Raw genomic sequence first — 16726 nt, 5'->3', positions numbered from 1 at the left:
CATGAAAAAATTCCTGACCATATTTATTGCTGCCATCATAGTTGGCATTGTGGGGTATTTGGCTTTCATCTATTATGTGCCTTATAGCGAGGGATATCGCTCTGGGGAACTTATTAAATTCAGTAGAAAGGGAGTATTGGTGAAAACTTGGGAAGGGCAAATAAGTCAAGGGCTTTCCGGCACCAATGTCTTTTCATTTTCTGTGGAAGACGGTGAAAAGGAAATCATTGAAAAAATGAAGAAATATCAGGGTCAGTACATTAAAGTTACCTACAAAGAACGTTACGCTACCTTTTTCTGGTTAGGCGATACCAAATATTTTATCACAGAAGTAAATTCCGAGAAATCACCGATTTTTAGAAATTAGTATGAAGAAATTCAAATCATCTCGAACGAGCAGGGTTTCCATTACCGAACTTATGCTTCCCTCCCATTCAAATTTTGGCGGCAAAGTTCATGGAGGACATATTCTTAATCTAATGGACCAAATTGCATTTGCCTGTGCCTCTAAACATTCACAAAGTTATTGTGTGACGGCTTCTGTGAATCGAGTGGATTTTCTTAATCCTATTGAAGTGGGAGAGCTTGCAACCCTAAAGGCATCCATCAATTATACTGGAAAAACCTCCATGGTGGTTGGGGTTCGTGTTGAATCCGAAAATGTAACCACGGGAGAAGTAAAACATTGTAACTCCTCCTATTTTACGATGGTAGCAAAGGGCGAGGATGGTGAAAATAAACCCGTTCCTGGTCTCATTTTAAAAACCAAACAGGATATTCGTCGTTTCGCGCGCAGCAAGGAGCGTAAGCAATCTGCTTTTAAACGCGATAGCAAATACGAATCCAACAACTTTAAGGTAAACGAATATTTGGAGTTTTTAGAAGGAGAAAACGTTAAGATGGATTTTGATTGAGCTTTGAAGCTGCTTCCTCATCCAAAAACCACACTAAATTACCTGATGATGGTTTGACCAAGGACGCTGGATAAGCTTCAAAACCTTCGGTTTTTTGTACCACAGCCTCCACTTTTTCAGCTTTTGATGCTCCTGTGACCAAAAAAGCAACTTCTTTGGCGGTATTGATGACCTTTCCATTAATAGAAACTCGTTTCTGACCCGAATCAGGATGGGTGGCTACTACGCAATGGTCTTCGGAATTCCATAATTCTATTTGGTAAGGAAAAATGGAAGCGGTGTGCCCATCATCGCCCATGCCCAAAATCACCAAGTCAAACTGAGGAATTCCCTCTACCCTATCCAAATCTATTTCCAATAGATTGGCATAGCGCATTGCTTCATTTACAGGGTTTTTTTCGCCCAATATGCGATTAATGTTTTCTTTAGGAACTTCAATTTTAGAAAATAAATGATCCACCGTCATTTTATAGTTGCTTTCGTCATCTGAAGGAGGCACGCAACGTTCATCTCCCCAATAAAAATGAACCTTGCTCCAATCAACCTTGTCCGAAAATTTTTCAGCCAATACATCAAACACAATTTTTGGTGTACTTCCACCCGACAAAGCGACGTGAAAAACATCTTTATCCTTTAATTGATCCATAAAATAGCTGGAAAACTGCTCAGCCACTTCCTGTTTATTTTTATATATTTTTAAGTCCATCCTTAAATTGTATTCTTATTATCGGTTTACAACTCCTAACAAATCACACAATACCCTGGGTCATCCGCTAAATTCTCACTGGGATTCCGCCAATAGCCATCATCTTCAATCAAATTATCCGCATTTTCTGGTCCCCAAGCTCCAGCAGCATAACCGTAGACACGAACATCTTTACCATTTTTCCAGTAGTTTAAAATAGGATCTACAAACTCCCAAGCTGCTTCTACCTCATCGGCACGCGCATACAAGGTGGCATCCCCTTGCATGGCATCCAATAATAAACGTTCGTATGCTTCCATAACATAGGTTTCCGCCAAACTTGAGTAGTAAAAGTCCAAATTGGCGCGTTCCACCTTAAACCCTTGTCCGGGAACTTTAACCCCAAACTTGATTAAAATTCCTTCATCAGGTTGGATACGGATAATCAATTTGTTATCCATTTCCTGCATTTCGGACCCCTTAAATATTTGGTGGTGCGGTTTTTTAAAATGAATTACAATTTCTGTCACCTTTGTAGGCATTCTTTTGGCCGTCCGCACATAAAACGGAACACCATGCCAACGCCAGTTATCCACATAAAACTTGATGGCCGCATAGGTCTCTGTAGTAGAATTCGGGTCCACATCGTCCTCCTCTCTATATCCTTTCACTTTTTTACCGCCTACCTTAGAGGCAACATATTGTGCTCGAATCGTATTTTCAAAAAGTTCCTTTTCATCCGTCATAATACGCAAAGACTTTAAAGCCTTTACTTTTTCATTTCTGATTTCTTCGGCATCTGCACCAATCGGAGGCTCCATAACAACCAAAGAAACAATCTGCAACAAGTGATTCTGGAACATATCTCGCAAGGCCCCGGATTTATCATAATATCCCCCGCGCTTTTCTACACCAACACTTTCTGCATTGGTAATCTCTACATGCTGAATGTAATTACGGTTCCAAAGTGGTTCAAAAATGCTATTTGAGAAACGAGTCACCAATAGGTTCTGAACGGTCTCTTTCCCTAAATAATGGTCGATTCTGTAAATCTGGTGCTCCTTAAAATATTTATGAAGTCCCTTGTTCAACTTTTTAGCGGTCTCCAAACTATACCCAAAAGGTTTTTCAACCACCAATCTTTTCCATCCATTGTTTTGGGTATTCATACCCGCATCGGACAAATTGTGTGCTATAGTTTCGTATAGTGTGGGAGGTGTAGAAAGGTAGTAAATGATGTTTCCCGAGGCACCATGTTTTTCTTTTAAGGCCTCCACCCGTTTTCGCAATGCATTATAATCCGTATCATAGCTATCTCCTAAGTCCTCGTAATAAAGTTTGTCCGCAAAGCTCTTTACTTCACTATCCTTGAGGTCTTTGGTCTTTTCTTTTAAATATTCACTTTCATAAACCACTCTGTCACGAAAAGCCTCATCCGATAGGTCGCTTCGGCTAACCCCCAAAACGACAAAGTTTTCTGGCAATTGATTGGCCAAGTATAGATTAAATAAAGATGGCATTAGCTTTCTAGCTGTCAAATCACCCGATGCTCCAAAAATAACTAGCATCTGATTCTCTGTCTTTTTCATAGTATTTCCAATTTCTGGCAGGTTCTGCCCATAAGAACAAGTTACATTTAATATAGAGTCCTTATTTTTGAGCATCACGAATATAAGGTTTATTTTAGGTTCGTATTTCAAGAAATCACAACCTTTGGGTTGTCTTAACATCAAAAGAAGAAGAAAAATATATAATGGCAGATACGTATGATTTTGGCCTTGTGGGCCTTGGAGTAATGGGACGTAATTTTATTTTAAATGTAGCCGATAATGGTTTTACTGCATTTGGAAATGATTTGGATGAAGAAAAGGTAAACGCATTGATTAACGAAGGTGGTGATACCTCAAAAGTGAATGCCTCTTCGGATGTAAAAACCTTTGTGCAGTCGTTGACCACTCCACGAAAAATTATGCTCTTGGTACCTGCCGGAAAAATTGTGGACAGCGTAATCGAAGGATTATTGCCCCACTTGGATGAAGGAGATATTATTATTGACGGAGGAAACTCCTTTTATACCGATACGGATCGTCGTGAAGCATACTTAAAGGAGAAAAGCATCAACTTTTTTGGTGCAGGGGTTTCAGGGGGTGCCGAAGGTGCCCGAAAAGGCCCAAGTATTATGCCTGGTGGCTCCAAGGAAGCTTACCAGCACGTAAAACCCATTTTTGAAGCGGTTTCCGCTAAATATAAAGGGGAACCTTGTGTAGCGTATTTAGGGCCAAAATCTGCAGGAAACTATGTGAAAATGGTGCACAATGGTATCGAATATGGTTTGATGCAGTTGACCTCCGAGATTTACGATCTGCTCAAAAAGGCTGGCGGACTCACCAATGATGAGCTACACAAAACCTACGCAAAATGGAACGAAGGCCGTTTGCAGTCCTTTTTGGTGGAAATCACTTCGGAAATCTTTGAACAAAAAGATGATTTGACGGAAAACGACCTTGTGGATATGATTCTGGACAAGGCCAAACAAAAGGGGACGGGAAAATGGACGTCCCAGAATGCAATGGATTTGGGAATCCCAGTACCCACCATCGATATTGCGGTAAGCATGCGCGAAATATCCGCGCTAAAAGATGAAAGGGGTAAAGCAGACGAATTGTATAATCGTCCTACCCCAAAATCGGTAGAGAAGGATGATTTTACGATAAAAGCGGAGCAAGCTTTATATTTTGCCTTCATCATTACCTACGCGCAGGGAATGCACCAATTGGCAGATGCATCCAAAGAGTATGGCTACGAACTGGAATTGGGCGAAATTGCTAAAATATGGCGTGCAGGCTGTATTATCCGCGCAGCACTTTTGGCCGATATTACCGAGGCCTACCAAGCTGATGAAAATTTACAGAACCTATTGCTTTCCACCTCTTTTGTTCAGAAAGTACAAAGCACGGTGGATGCTGCAAGAGAATTGGTAAGTTATGGAGCAGTCAACGGCATTCCATTACCCGGATTGTCCAATGCACTTACCTATTTTGATGCCTACACCAGTAGTCGTTTGCCTTTGAATTTGATTCAGGCACAACGCGATTATTTTGGTTCGCACACCTACGAGCGCTTGGACCGCGAAGGTATTTTCCATACGAACTGGTAGATGTAAAAAGACTTCCAATGAAAAAAGCACTCTTCCTTTTAGCCTTCACCCTTACTATTTTGACTGTATCGGCCCAAAAAGCTCCCTACGTCATCTACAACACCAAAGGAAAAAAGGTCTCGTACAAAAAAATGTTGAAGACTTTGGAGAAAAAGGATATGGTATTGTTCGGAGAGCTGCACAACAATCCTATTGCGCACTGGTTGCAATACGAGCTTACGGCTGATTTTCACGCCAAAAGACCACTCATTCTTGGTGCGGAAATGATCGAGGCCGACAACCAAGATGAACTCAACGATTATTTATCAGGCAAAATAGACTACAAAGCGCTGGATTCTACCGCAAGACTGTGGAACAACCACAAAACCGATTATGCCCCTTTGGTAGACTTCGCCAAGGACAGTAGTCTTGTTTTTGTGGCCTCCAACGTGCCCAGACGCTATGCCAGCATGGTGTACAAAGGCGGTTTTGAAGCTTTGGATTCGCTTTCAGCGCAAGAAAAAGAATGGATTGCTCCTTTGCCCATTACTTACGATGCAGAGTTACCAGGGTATCAAAACATTCTAAAAATGATGGGCGACCACGGCAGTCCCGCTTTGGTAATGGCGCAGGCCATAAAAGATGCTACCATGGCCCATTTTATACTTCAAAACTATAAGCAAGGTTCTTTGTTTTTGCATTACAATGGAGCCTATCACTCCAACAATTACGAGGGCATCCTTTGGTATTTGCAATTGGACCGCCCCGATTTGGAGTATGGTACCATTTCCACAGTAACGCAGGAAAATGTTCACAAACTTGAAGATGAAAATAAGGGTGTTGCCGACTTTATCATCTGTGTAGATAGCAACATGACGACCACCTATTGACATTTCAGCTCCAGATTAGCTGTAAACCAGTTAAAAAGGGTATAAATTCCGTATTTTTAAGTGTTCCTATCAAAATACGTAACGAACGTATGTTCATTCGGTCGGAATTTAATTGTAATGCACCCAAATGGAGCTATTTGAAAATTTACAAGATTGGTTCTCTGATCAAGCTCTCACATCAAGTATCCTTAAATATTTGGCCTGGATTGTCTTGGTATTCATCCTAATCGCTTGGACACGGCGGTGGATGAAGAAAAATCTTCACGACAATTCCATTAAATACAAAGCTCAAAAAGCAATTCAAGTTGTTGGATATCTATTGATTGTTTTAATTACCATTTCCTATTTTACCGGCAGTATTAAAGATTTTGGGCTTGCTATGGGGCTTCTCACGGCAGGAATCACCATTACGTTGCAAGAATTGATATTGAGCATAGCGGGCTCTTTTTATATTTTTTTTGTTAGGGTCTACAAGCCGGGAGACCGCATAGAATTGAACGGAATTAAAGGGGATGTGATAGATATTGACAGTATGTACACCACCATGATGGAAATTGGTAAGTGGGTATCTAGTGATAATTACAGCGGACGCATTGTTAAATTGAGCAATGCCTTTGTTTTTAAAGGGCCTGTTTATAATTATTCTTTGGATTTTCCATTTGTTTGGGATGAATTTGATCTACCTATAAAATATGGTTCGGATATTGAATTGGCAAAGAAAATCGTTATCTCAGTTGCCCAAGAAAATTTATCCGAATATGTGCAGAATTCCATTGCACAATGGAAAGGTGTGGTAAACAAATACTATATCGAAGATGCCCAAGTTGACCCCACACTTGCCATTACCATGACGGATAATTGGGTCCAGCTTAATTTGAGGTATATTGTAGACTACAAAAAAAGAAGGATTACCAAACATCTCCTAAACGAAGAAATCGGTAAAAGAATTCAAAAAACAAATGGAAAAGTAAAATTGGCTTCGGCCACCTTTGAAATTGTCAATATACCGACTGTACATATCAATGACACAAAAAAGACAGCTCAATCGGATTAATTAATAGTCATCAAATAAAAGTCGGAACATATTTTTTAATACTAAGCTCTTAAATACCAACCTCATGAAAAAATTACTCGGCACACTTTTACTTTTTATTGCCATAAACCCTTTAGGGTTTGGCCAAGTAGAATCCAAGCTGGAATTGTTGGATATCTTCAATATGGAATACGTTTCCGACCCACAGATTTCTCCCGACGGTTCCAAAATTATCTACGTTCGGAATTTTAAGGATGTAATGACCGACCGCAACCTTTCCAACCTTTGGATTGTAAATTTTGATGGCTCCAACAACCGTCCATTGACCACGGGAAACCATAATGATTTTGATCCAAAATGGTCCCACGATGGCTCAAAAATCGTTTTTAAATCCAATATGGCGGATGATAAAATGAAACTCTACCTGATGTGGTTGGACACCAAGGAGACCATGGCGTTGACCAATACACCTAAATCACCAGGGGCAGTGTCCTGGTCTTATGATGATAAATATGTAGCATTTAACATGTTTGTGCCCGAAGCCAACAAATCCATTATAAAAATGCCCGGGAAACCAGAAGGTGCCAAATGGAACAAACCACCTAAGTATATTGATAAAATGAACTACCGCGGAGATGGTGCAGGCTACTACAAAGGTGGAAATTCACAGTTGTTTACTCTGCCTATTAGTGGAGGCACTCCAAAGCAACTTACCTTCTCAGAATTTGACCATGGAAGTCCCGTTTGGGCCAAGGACAACACCCATTTATATTTTAGCGCCAACTTTCATAAAGACGAAGAGCAGGAACCTGCCGATAGCGAAATTTATAGTATCAACGTAAATGATGGTGAAATTACCCCCTTAACCGATCGCTATGGCCCTGATGGCCATCCAGTATTGTCTCCCGATGGCTCTAAAATTGCCTATTTGGGTTATGATGACCGTTTGCAGGGCTATCAGCTCACTCAATTGTATGTGATGAATTCAGATGGGACAGATTCTAAATTAATTTCTGATGATTTTGATCGTGATGTGGAAGACATGGCATGGAACAGTAAGGGCAATGGACTTTATTTTAGTTATACCGACCAAGGAAAGGGCAAATTAGCTTCCATAAGCCTATCGGGTAAAGTAGTTGATATTACCGAGGGATTAGGTGGCCTTTCTTTAGGCAGACCTTATAACGCTGCCAGCTTTTCGGCTTCTTCCAATAACAAATTTGCATACACCCAAGGTGATACCAGCCATCCTTCGGATCTAGGCGCTGCAGATACCCGAGGCACTAAGCGTTTGACTGCCGTAAACGATGACTTATTCTCCTTTAAAAAATTGGGGGAAGTTGAAGAAATGTGGTGGGAATCCTCATATGACCAGCGAAAAATTCAAGGTTGGGTAGTAACGCCTCCCAATTTTGACCCCTCCAAAAAATACCCGATGATTCTTGAGATACACGGTGGCCCCTTTACCAGTTATGGCGAAGTATATTCTGCTGAGATTCAGGCATACGCTGCCGAAGGCTACGTAGTTCTTTACACCAATCCTCGTGGAAGTACCAGCTACGGTGAGGAATTTGGAAATCTGATACACCACGATTATCCCAATCATGATTATGAAGATTTAATGTCGGGCGTTGATGCTCTACTCAAAAAAGGTTTTGTCGATGAGGACCAGCTTTTTGTTACTGGTGGTTCAGGAGGTGGTGTGCTTACCGCTTGGATCGTGGGTAAAACTGACCGTTTTAAAGCTGCCGTAGTGGCCAAGCCTGTAATTAATTGGACCAGTTTTGTGCTCTATGCAGATGGTGTTCAGTTTTTTTCCAAATATTGGTTCGGGAAAAAGCCATGGGAAGACCCAGAGAACTATAGGAGACGTTCTCCCCTTACTTATGTAGGAAATGTGACCACGCCTACCATGTTGTTGACAGGTGAGGAAGATTACCGCACCCCCATTGCCGAATCGGAACAATTCTACGCTGCCTTAAAGCTGGAAAATGTGGAAACTGCCATGGTACGTATTCCCGGAGCAGGTCATGGCATTGCAAACAAACCCAGTAATTTGATTGCCAAAATAGCAAGTGTATTGGCTTGGTTTGATAAGTACAAAGGAGGAGAATAACGTAACGCTACAATCTAAAATCAATATAATCTGGAAAAAATAAGCTTACGTTCAGTCACCTGAACGATTTTCCTATATTTGGGCAACTAGCTTAAAAATCTATGGACCAACTACCGTTTACCCAAGACACCGTCATCTTTGGGCTCCTATGCCTTTGTTTAGGATTTGTTTTTTATACCTCATCCATTAAAAACGGTTTTTGGGGGAAATTTTACCGTGTGGTCCCCACCGTATTGATGTGTTACCTATTGCCAGCTATTTTAGCAAGTGTAGGCATTATCGATGAATCATCGTCCAATACCTATTATGTGGCCAGTCGTTATCTCTTGCCTGCCGCTTTAATATTGATGACCCTCAGCATTGATCTTAAAGCAATCATAAATTTAGGTTCCAAGGCATTGATCATGTTTTTAACGGGAACTGTGGGTATTGTAATCGGAGGTCCCATTGCCATTCTTATTGTTTCCATATTCTCTCCCGAAACGGTAGGCGGTGCAGGCGTGGATGCCGTTTGGCGAGGATTGGCCACCATTGCAGGGAGTTGGATTGGAGGAGGCGCCAACCAAGCTGCCATGTTGGAGGTGTTTAAATACAATCAAGAAAGCTACGGAGGTATGGTTTTAATTGATATTGTGGTTGCCAACCTTTGGCTGGCCATAATCCTGTTGGGTGTGGGCAAAACAGAAAAAATAGACAGATGGCTTAAGGCAGATACCTCATCCATCGAAGATCTCAAAGTAAAAGTATCTACCTATACCGAAAAAATCGCACGGGTCACCACCCTAAAGGATTTCATCATGTTGCTATTCTTCGCTTTTGTCGGGGTTGGCGTGGCCCATTTAACAGGTCATCATTTCGCCAACTTCCTTCAAAACAATTTTGAAGTGATTCGTAATCCTCAAAAAATATTATCCTCACTAGGGTCCGAATTCCTTTGGATGGTTGTATTTGCCACCGCTATCGGCATTGGTCTATCCTTTACCAAGGCCAAAAATTATGAAGGTGCGGGTGCAAGTAAAATTGGTGGTGTTTTCATTTATATTTTGGTGGCGACCATCGGCATGAAAATGGACTTGGGCAAGGTTTTGGACAATCCTGGACTTATTGCCATTGGATTGATTTGGATTACCATACACGCCGGACTACTCATTTTAATGGCAAAGTTGATTAAAGCCCCCTTCTTCTTCTTGGCAGTAGGTAGCCAAGCCAATGTGGGCGGAGCAGCTTCTGCTCCTGTGGTAGCGGCAGAATTTCACCCATCCTTGACCTCTGTGGGTATTCTTTTGGCCGTTTTTGGCTATGTTGTAGGCACCGCTGGAGCATATTTATGCGCTTTGTTGATGGAAGTCGCCTCGAATGTTTAATTATTTTCAGAAGATTATGCATATTTGCCCTGCTAAAATTATATGATGAAGCGGATATTGTTAGTATTGCTAGTTGGAATTACCGTACTGTCTTGTGAAAAGAGTACGGAAAACACCATGACCGTTAGTGGAAACATTAAAGGACTTAAGAAAGGAACCCTCTATTTGCAACAATTTAAAGACTCCACACTTGCTGTTTTGGATTCTTTGGAGATAAAAGGTGACGGGGCATTTAGTTTTTCCACCGAGGTGGTTGAGCCAGAAGTATTTTATCTCTATCTAAAAAAAGAAGACAATAACGACATTAACGATAGGATTACCTTTTTTGGAGAATCTGGAAATATTGTTATTAACACGGCATGGAACACTTTTGACACAAATGTTGAGATTTCAGGTTCCAAATCCCACGAAAAGCTTTTGGAGTTTTACGATATGGCCTCAAAGTTCAATATTAAAGAGCTTACCTTGATCCAAGAAGCATCTTCTCCCGAACTACAAGAAGATTCCGTTGCGATGGATTCCATCCAAAGATTGATTAATCAAAACACCGTTAGTAGATATCGCTACGCACTCAACTTTGGTCTCAACAATGGTGATTCCTATGCTACTCCCTATATTATGATGACAGAAGCTAGCGAAGCGAATAAAAAGTACTTGGATTCCATCTACAAAGGTTTGACCCCTGAAGTGGCTGCCTCCAAGTACGGAAAAGAATTTAAAGCATTTTTGGATAAAAATAATTAAGCTCCGAGGCTATTAAGTTGCTCAACAAGCTTGGTGGCCTTGTCTTCCAACTCGGTCCGTATGGACTTAAAATGAGCTTTAGAGTCCTCTACTTTTTTCTGGTTGATTTTATCCATGAGGTTGTCGTAAACTTCAATAGCTTCGTCTATAATTACGGTTCCCTCTTCAGATTCTTTGTTGCCGGAACCGGCTTCCCAAATGTAGACAGCTTCAATAATGTCTCCTAAAACAAAATTGACATCTTTTTTTAAATCACGAATACTTGGCATAACGCGGTGGTTTTGATTAAAGATACCATTAAATAGTAACTTCTAAAAGTTTAGAGCCTTGGGTATCAATATTCACATAACTACTTGATGCAGCAACAAGAATGGTTTCCCCTTTTTTAATGGGCTCGCTCCCCCAGTCATTATTGATGGTGGCAGTACCACCTACACACATATAGATGGTAAAAGAATCTCTATCGGTCAAATCTTGCTTCAGCGATTTTTCCAATTCCATAAAATTGGTTTTAAAGTAAGGACAGTTCACCATATTATTGACCTCATCCTTTTTCTTTGGATAATCTATCTTAAAATCATCCTTCTTTTCATAGTCGATGGCATCCACGGCCAAACAAGTATGCAGCTCTCTTAGATTTCCTTCTTTGTCCCTACGGTTGAAATCGAACACACGATAAGTAATGTCCGAGGTCTGTTGGATTTCCGCCAAAAGCACTCCTGCCCCTATAGCATGTATTTTTCCCGTATTTATAAAGAACGTGTCCCCTTCCCCAACTTCTTCATAGTTCATCAAATTGGTCAAGTTGCCTTCTTCAAGACTTTTTACGTATTCTTCCTTTTCAACATCTTTATTGAACCCAACAATAAGTTTAGCCCCAGGGTCGGCGTCCATAATGTACCACATCTCTGTTTTGCCGAAGGAATTGTGACGTTCTTTGGCCAACTCATCGTTCGGGTGCAATTGTATGGAGAGATCTTGTTTTGCATCAATAAATTTAATGAGTATTGGAAACTCATTCCCAAAACGCTTTACCACACTTTTGCCCAAGAGCGCTTCTCCTTGACTATCCATCAAACTTTGTAGCGAAGTGCCCGCTAAATTACCATTGGAAACTTCGGATATATCACCTTCTACTCCTGAGAGCTCCCAACTTTCGCCGGTAATATCACTTTCTATGGTTTTGTTTAAAACATCCTTTAACTTGGTTCCTCCCCAAAGTCTTTCTTTAAGGATCGGTTTAAATTTTAAAGGGTATAGGTTCATAGTACTATCCTGTGTAGGTTACAAAATTTCGAGGGGTTTCATAGAGTACCACCTCCAACTCCTTAGTTTGTTGTATATGTGGTCTTAACTTATTCCATATCACTACCGCTATGTTCTCCGCGGTAGGGTTCAAATTTTTGAATTCAGGAACATCGAGGTTTAGGTTTTTATGATCTAGAGCTTCCTCCACATGTTCCTTGATCAATTCCTTCAGGACCTTTAAATCCATCACAAAGCCAGTTTCGGGGTCTATTTCCCCAGTCACGCTAACAATAAGGTCATAATTGTGGCCGTGAAATTTTGGATTGTTGCATTTTCCAAAAACCTCATTGTTTTTCTCCTCGTCCCAGTCCGGTCTATACAGTCTATGGGCTGCATTAAAACTGGCCTTTCTACTTGCCTTTACTTTCATTGTACAGGGGTGTTTTCCATGAGATAATCGTAGAAACGTTCAAAAATAATTTTGAACCATGCTGTGTATTCATCAGGATTTTTTGAAATATCCTTTTTTATATCTTCAGGAAGCATCCATTTCCAATCGGCAACCTCATCAGGATTGATATTGGGTTCTTCTTCAAAATAACCCACCATTACATGGTCGAACTCATGTTCGGTGAGACCATTGTCGAAAGGGGCCTTATATACAAAATTGAAAAGTTCCTTGAGTTCTGTTGTGAAGCCCATTTCTTCCATGAGCCTCCTTTTACCTGCATCGATATTACTCTCTCCTTCTCGTTGATGACTACAACAGGTATTGGTCCACAACAAAGGTGAGTGGTATTTGTCTTTGGCACGCTGCTGAAGCATGGTTTCTCCCTTGGCATTCATTACAAAAACCGAAAAGGCCCGATGCAGCAACGCCTTTTCATGAGCTTCCATTTTTGGCATTAAACCAATGGGCTCATCCTTTTCATTTACAAGTATCACTTTTTCCTCTCTCATGAAGTAAAAATATGACCTTTACAATAAAATAACGGGAATAGGTATCTAAATTCTTCCTAAAAGAATCGTGGGGATTTTAGGTTTCCAATATTTCTGATGAAATCATATCTCAGAATTATTTCAAAGGAGCCATCGTTAAAAGTAGCTGCCCCAAGTTCGGTAATCTCGCGATCGTAGGCCAAACCAACCATAAGTTGGTCGGACAACATAAAGCCTAGCAGACCACTAAATGCAGCATCCCAACGGTAAGCCGCCCCAGCAATAAACTTTTCGTTGAACATAAAGTTGGCAGAAAGGTCCACCTGTAAGGGGGCACCTTGGACCGCTTTGGTCAAAATTGTAGGTTTAAATTTTAAAACTGGATTAAGATCCCAAACATATCCTGTAATCAGATAAAGATTTATCTGTTCCTTAGCTGTGGATACAGAAGAAGAATCAAAATGGGTGGTCTCTAATATTCTCGGCGCCGAAATACCGGCATAAAACCTATCCGTATGATAGTAAACTCCAGCACCTATATTAGGAGAAAATTTATTTTGTATATCCTGTTGTGATTGCAATTGTGGATCTATCTCAAACTCATCAAGTTCGGAATAGCGTATATCCAACATATGTGCACTTGCTTTAAGGCCAAAGCTCAACCTTCCTTCCCAAGAAGTCTGAATGGTATAGGAGAAATCCACATCAAAATAGGTCTCCGATGTGGGACCAATCTTGTCGTTAACAATGGATAGGCCCAAACCTACTCCACGATAGCCCACAGGTGTATGTACGCTCAGAGTTTGAGTTTCTGGTGCTCCATCGAGTCCCAACCATTGGTTTCGGTACAAAGCGGCTATGCTCAAATGCCCCCTTGACCCTGCATAGGCTGGGTTCACGCTTACAGTGTTGTACATATATTGTGTATACTGTGCATCTTGCTGAGCTTGGATGTTTCCCAGAACTAAAAGTAGTAGGGCTAGCAGCCATTGTGTTTTTCCTTTATAAAGTTTGTTCACCACAGTAACCATTGTTTATCTGTTAATGTATATATAGCCTGTTAGTTGTTTCATATTTCCTCCTTGCTCTTGGTAATCTATCACATAGAAATAAGTGCCTACAGGAAGTTTATTGTCTTGATCTACAGTAACTCTACCCTGGGAAGTCCCGTCAAATACGTTTCCACTGGTATCGTATGCCCTTGTCTGGTATACCATTACACCCCACCTATTATAGATTCTCACGGTGTTGTTAGGATAGTTCTCAAGTCCATTAATTTCCAAGGTATCGTGGACTCCATCTCCGTTAGGTGTTATAACGTTTATTACATCAACTTCTTCTTCAACAACCGAAGATTCACCTAAGTCTGGATCTAAATAATTAGGAATACCATTTTCATTGGAATCATCGTTCGCATAGTTTCCATCACCATCCAAATCTTCGTCTATGGTTTCGATACCGTCGTCGTCATCGTCAGAATCCCTGAAATCAAGAATACCATCTGAATCAGTATCAGGCAATGCTAAGCTTGGGTCATCGATTTCATCATTGACATCAACATCAATAACAGTTTCTCCTTCATAAGCATCATCTAAACCATCGTTGTCCTTATCGGAACCTATTAGTTCAACATCTGCAATTCCATCATGGTTTTGATCATGTCCTTCAATAGCATCAGGCACATTGTCATCATCACTATCATCATCTACATAATCTGGAATTCCATCATTATCGGAATCAACAGGTATCAATCCAACATTTCCGTCTATTTCGTAGGCATCATCCAATCCGTTACCATTGTTATCTGCCAAACTTGGCGGAATGTAACCCAAGGCCTGCTGTGCCTCAACATTATCTGGTATGCCATCATTATCACTATCAATATCGAGATAATCGGGAATTCCATCGCTATCAGTATCGGTTGGGTTGGTTGATGGGTCATTGTCATTATCAGCATTCAAATCCTCGAAACTGTCCACAATCCCATCGTTGTCACTGTCTAAATCAATGCCTGAAGGACTGACTATCACTGTGATGGTTGCTGTACTGCAGTTTCCATTGGTATCACATACCGTGTATTCAAAAGAATCGGTGCCTGTAAAGCCTGAGTTTGGTATGTATGTTATGTCGTCATCGGATGGGTCGTTAGCAGTCCCATTATCATTTAACACCACAGTTCCGTTTGATGGATCTGTAGCAGTAATTGAACCTGTAGTTGGTATATCGTTATCATTTGCCCTCCAGGATACCACAGCATCTACCCCAACATCCGTTGACACTGAATCATCATTGGCGTCCACAACTGGAAGTACATCCAGAGTGACTGTAGCCGTACTACAATCCCCTAAAGAGTTACAGATGGTATAGTCAAAACTATCGCTTCCGTTATAATCTGGATTTGGAGTATATGTCACCACATCATCCGTTGGATCATTAGCTGTTCCATTATCATTAATACTGATTGTTCCGTTAGATGGATTCGTAGTGGTCAGCACTCCTGTTGTAGGCAAATCAGTATCATTATCAAAAATAGGTGCATTGATCGACTCATCTTCGTTGACTACGACTAGGTCACCCAATAAATTAGCTGCTTGGCTCATGCAAACCACAGTAAATCGTGGCAACTCCGTGCTATTTCCAACCTTGGTAATGGTTGCCACATATCTTGTTACTGTTTGAGTACTTGTAACGGTTGGTCGGGTTTGGTCTCCAGTTAATGCCGGACTCCAGCTTACAGTTGCTCCAGAGGGAACACTCGCTGAAATATCTAAAATTACCTCGTTATTCGGTGCATTACAATCTGTCAATATAAAATAACCTGTTGCATTGGAGCCACATAATGTACCATCGTAAGTAGCAAAGTAAACTCCTGGCTGGGTAGCTTCATAAAATGAATTGGTTCCCAACACAGTTGCCGTATCTGATGCTTCATACCATTGATAGTTATTCTCGTCTCCAGTATCTGGTGCTTGCAACAGAAACTGAGCACTTGCAAAATTTACTCCTGCAAAGAGAACAATCAGTCCTATGAGTAAAGACTTATATGAGGTATTTGATTTCAAATCGATTTGTCTTTAATCATTATTATTTTACCACAAACACAACATTGATCAATGCGTTATAATCTGATGGCTGTGCTTGGACCGTATAGGACAAATTACCATTTGCATCTATTGACATACTTCCTGTATCAAAAACAGCAGGGTCAGCATATGTTACATAATAATATAAATCTGTACGAGCATAGGTTGGTATCGCTGATGGAGCACCGGTACTACCAATTGTTGGGGATCCATACTGATTAATATATTCTTGGTAAAGGTCAAGACTAAAAGTTCCATTGGCTGATGCATCAATTGCAATTGATGGTGGATAAAAGATTCTAGCTGCTTTGGAGGTAATTGGAGCTATATCTTGAATGACGTCCTCCACTGTAGCTTCTGTGTTTCCATCACCGTCTACATCAATAGGTGAATCTGAATTTACCTCTGATGCTACTTGATCATCTGTATTGATATCTGTCAATGGAACCTGTAAAGTACCGTTACTATCTTCAATCTCGAGATTTGTGCCATTGACCTCAAAACGAGTGTTTATCTCGTTCGTGGAAGAAAGGTCCCCGTCGGCGGCAACATGGTTCGCTATGTCAGTGGCATT

Annotated in this window: 17 protein-coding genes; 8 read left to right on the top strand and 9 right to left on the bottom strand. The window is 40.8% G+C overall.

All coding sequences use genetic code 11. From position 1 onward, the window contains the following. The first annotated feature begins 1 nt into the window (after position 1). Both D2V08_RS09110 and D2V08_RS09105 read left to right on the top strand, forming a co-directional pair. Positions 2 to 367, top strand: coding sequence for a DUF8785 domain-containing protein (locus D2V08_RS09110; protein WP_119607779.1), 366 nt, complete (start codon positions 2 to 4; stop codon positions 365 to 367). Position 368: 1 nt separating this feature from the next. After that, the gene (locus D2V08_RS09105; protein ID WP_119607778.1) at positions 369 to 914 is read left to right on the top strand and encodes an acyl-CoA thioesterase; all 546 of its coding nucleotides are present in this window, start codon (positions 369 to 371) and stop codon (positions 912 to 914) included. On the opposite strand, the gene pgl is transcribed toward D2V08_RS09105, so the two are convergent. Then, positions 895 to 1620 (bottom strand): 6-phosphogluconolactonase, encoded by a 726-nt coding sequence (gene pgl, locus D2V08_RS09100; protein WP_119607777.1) that lies wholly within the window; start codon positions 1618 to 1620, stop codon positions 895 to 897. The genes D2V08_RS09105 and pgl overlap by 20 nt on opposite strands. Positions 1621 to 1655: 35 nt before the next feature. Then, complete coding sequence (zwf, locus tag D2V08_RS09095) at positions 1656 to 3188, bottom strand: glucose-6-phosphate dehydrogenase (RefSeq protein WP_119607964.1); 1533 nt, start codon at positions 3186 to 3188, stop codon at positions 1656 to 1658. Positions 3189 to 3352: 164 nt separating this feature from the next. On the opposite strand from zwf, the gene gnd reads away from it, so the two are divergent. The 6 genes from gnd to D2V08_RS09065 all read left to right on the top strand — a co-directional run bounded on the left by gnd (position 3353) and on the right by D2V08_RS09065 (position 10882). Then, positions 3353 to 4756 (top strand): NADP-dependent phosphogluconate dehydrogenase, encoded by a 1404-nt coding sequence (gene gnd, locus D2V08_RS09090; RefSeq protein WP_119607776.1) that lies wholly within the window; start codon positions 3353 to 3355, stop codon positions 4754 to 4756. 17 nt (positions 4757 to 4773) lie between these two features. Then, on the top strand, positions 4774 to 5625 hold the full coding sequence (locus D2V08_RS09085; RefSeq protein WP_119607775.1) for a ChaN family lipoprotein: 852 nt from the start codon (positions 4774 to 4776) through the stop codon (positions 5623 to 5625). 127 nt (positions 5626 to 5752) lie between these two features. Further along, positions 5753 to 6679 carry a mechanosensitive ion channel family protein gene (locus tag D2V08_RS09080; RefSeq protein WP_119607774.1) on the top strand — a complete coding sequence of 309 codons (927 nt, stop codon included), beginning with the start codon at positions 5753 to 5755 and terminating at the stop codon, positions 6677 to 6679. A 64-nt stretch (positions 6680 to 6743) separates the two neighbouring features. Continuing rightward, complete coding sequence (locus tag D2V08_RS09075) at positions 6744 to 8774, top strand: S9 family peptidase (RefSeq protein ID WP_119607773.1); 2031 nt, start codon at positions 6744 to 6746, stop codon at positions 8772 to 8774. Between the two features lie 101 nt (positions 8775 to 8875). Further along, positions 8876 to 10138 (top strand): DUF819 family protein, encoded by a 1263-nt coding sequence (locus tag D2V08_RS09070; protein WP_119607772.1) that lies wholly within the window; start codon positions 8876 to 8878, stop codon positions 10136 to 10138. A 42-nt stretch (positions 10139 to 10180) separates the two neighbouring features. After that, positions 10181 to 10882 carry a DUF4369 domain-containing protein gene (locus D2V08_RS09065; RefSeq protein WP_119607771.1) on the top strand — a complete coding sequence of 234 codons (702 nt, stop codon included), beginning with the start codon at positions 10181 to 10183 and terminating at the stop codon, positions 10880 to 10882. Here D2V08_RS09065 and D2V08_RS09060 read toward each other — a convergent pair. From D2V08_RS09060 to D2V08_RS17310, 7 genes are all read right to left on the bottom strand, one after another. Next, on the bottom strand, positions 10879 to 11151 hold the full coding sequence (locus D2V08_RS09060; RefSeq protein WP_119607770.1) for a hypothetical protein: 273 nt from the start codon (positions 11149 to 11151) through the stop codon (positions 10879 to 10881). The two genes, D2V08_RS09065 and D2V08_RS09060, sit on opposite strands and share 4 nt — an antisense overlap. 28 nt (positions 11152 to 11179) lie before the next feature. Next, positions 11180 to 12148: a type I phosphomannose isomerase catalytic subunit gene (locus D2V08_RS09055; protein WP_119607769.1), complete on the bottom strand. Its 969-nt coding sequence runs from the start codon at positions 12146 to 12148 to the stop codon at positions 11180 to 11182. A 4-nt stretch (positions 12149 to 12152) separates the two neighbouring features. Continuing rightward, a complete protein-coding gene (locus D2V08_RS09050; protein WP_119607768.1) occupies positions 12153 to 12560 on the bottom strand; it encodes a 6-pyruvoyl trahydropterin synthase family protein in 408 nt (135 codons plus the stop codon). Further along, on the bottom strand, positions 12557 to 13090 hold the full coding sequence (gene idi, locus D2V08_RS09045; protein WP_119607767.1) for an isopentenyl-diphosphate Delta-isomerase: 534 nt from the start codon (positions 13088 to 13090) through the stop codon (positions 12557 to 12559). Before idi ends, D2V08_RS09050 begins: the two co-directional genes overlap by 4 nt. A gap of 56 nt (positions 13091 to 13146) precedes the next feature. Continuing rightward, entirely contained in the window at positions 13147 to 14100 is a 954-nt protein-coding gene (locus tag D2V08_RS09040; RefSeq protein ID WP_119607766.1) for a PorP/SprF family type IX secretion system membrane protein, read from the bottom strand. 3 nt (positions 14101 to 14103) lie between these two features. Beyond that, positions 14104 to 16131 (bottom strand): T9SS type B sorting domain-containing protein, encoded by a 2028-nt coding sequence (locus tag D2V08_RS09035; RefSeq protein WP_119607765.1) that lies wholly within the window; start codon positions 16129 to 16131, stop codon positions 14104 to 14106. A 22-nt stretch (positions 16132 to 16153) separates the two neighbouring features. Continuing rightward, positions 16154 to 16726: hypothetical protein (locus D2V08_RS17310; protein ID WP_119607764.1), on the bottom strand; the 573-nt coding region annotated here is incomplete at its 5' end.

The sequence above is a fragment of the Flagellimonas lutimaris genome (assembly GCF_003581615.1).
GTDB classification, from domain to species: domain Bacteria; phylum Bacteroidota; class Bacteroidia; order Flavobacteriales; family Flavobacteriaceae; genus Flagellimonas; species Flagellimonas lutimaris.
This window is presented reverse-complemented; position numbering and strand designations above follow the sequence as displayed.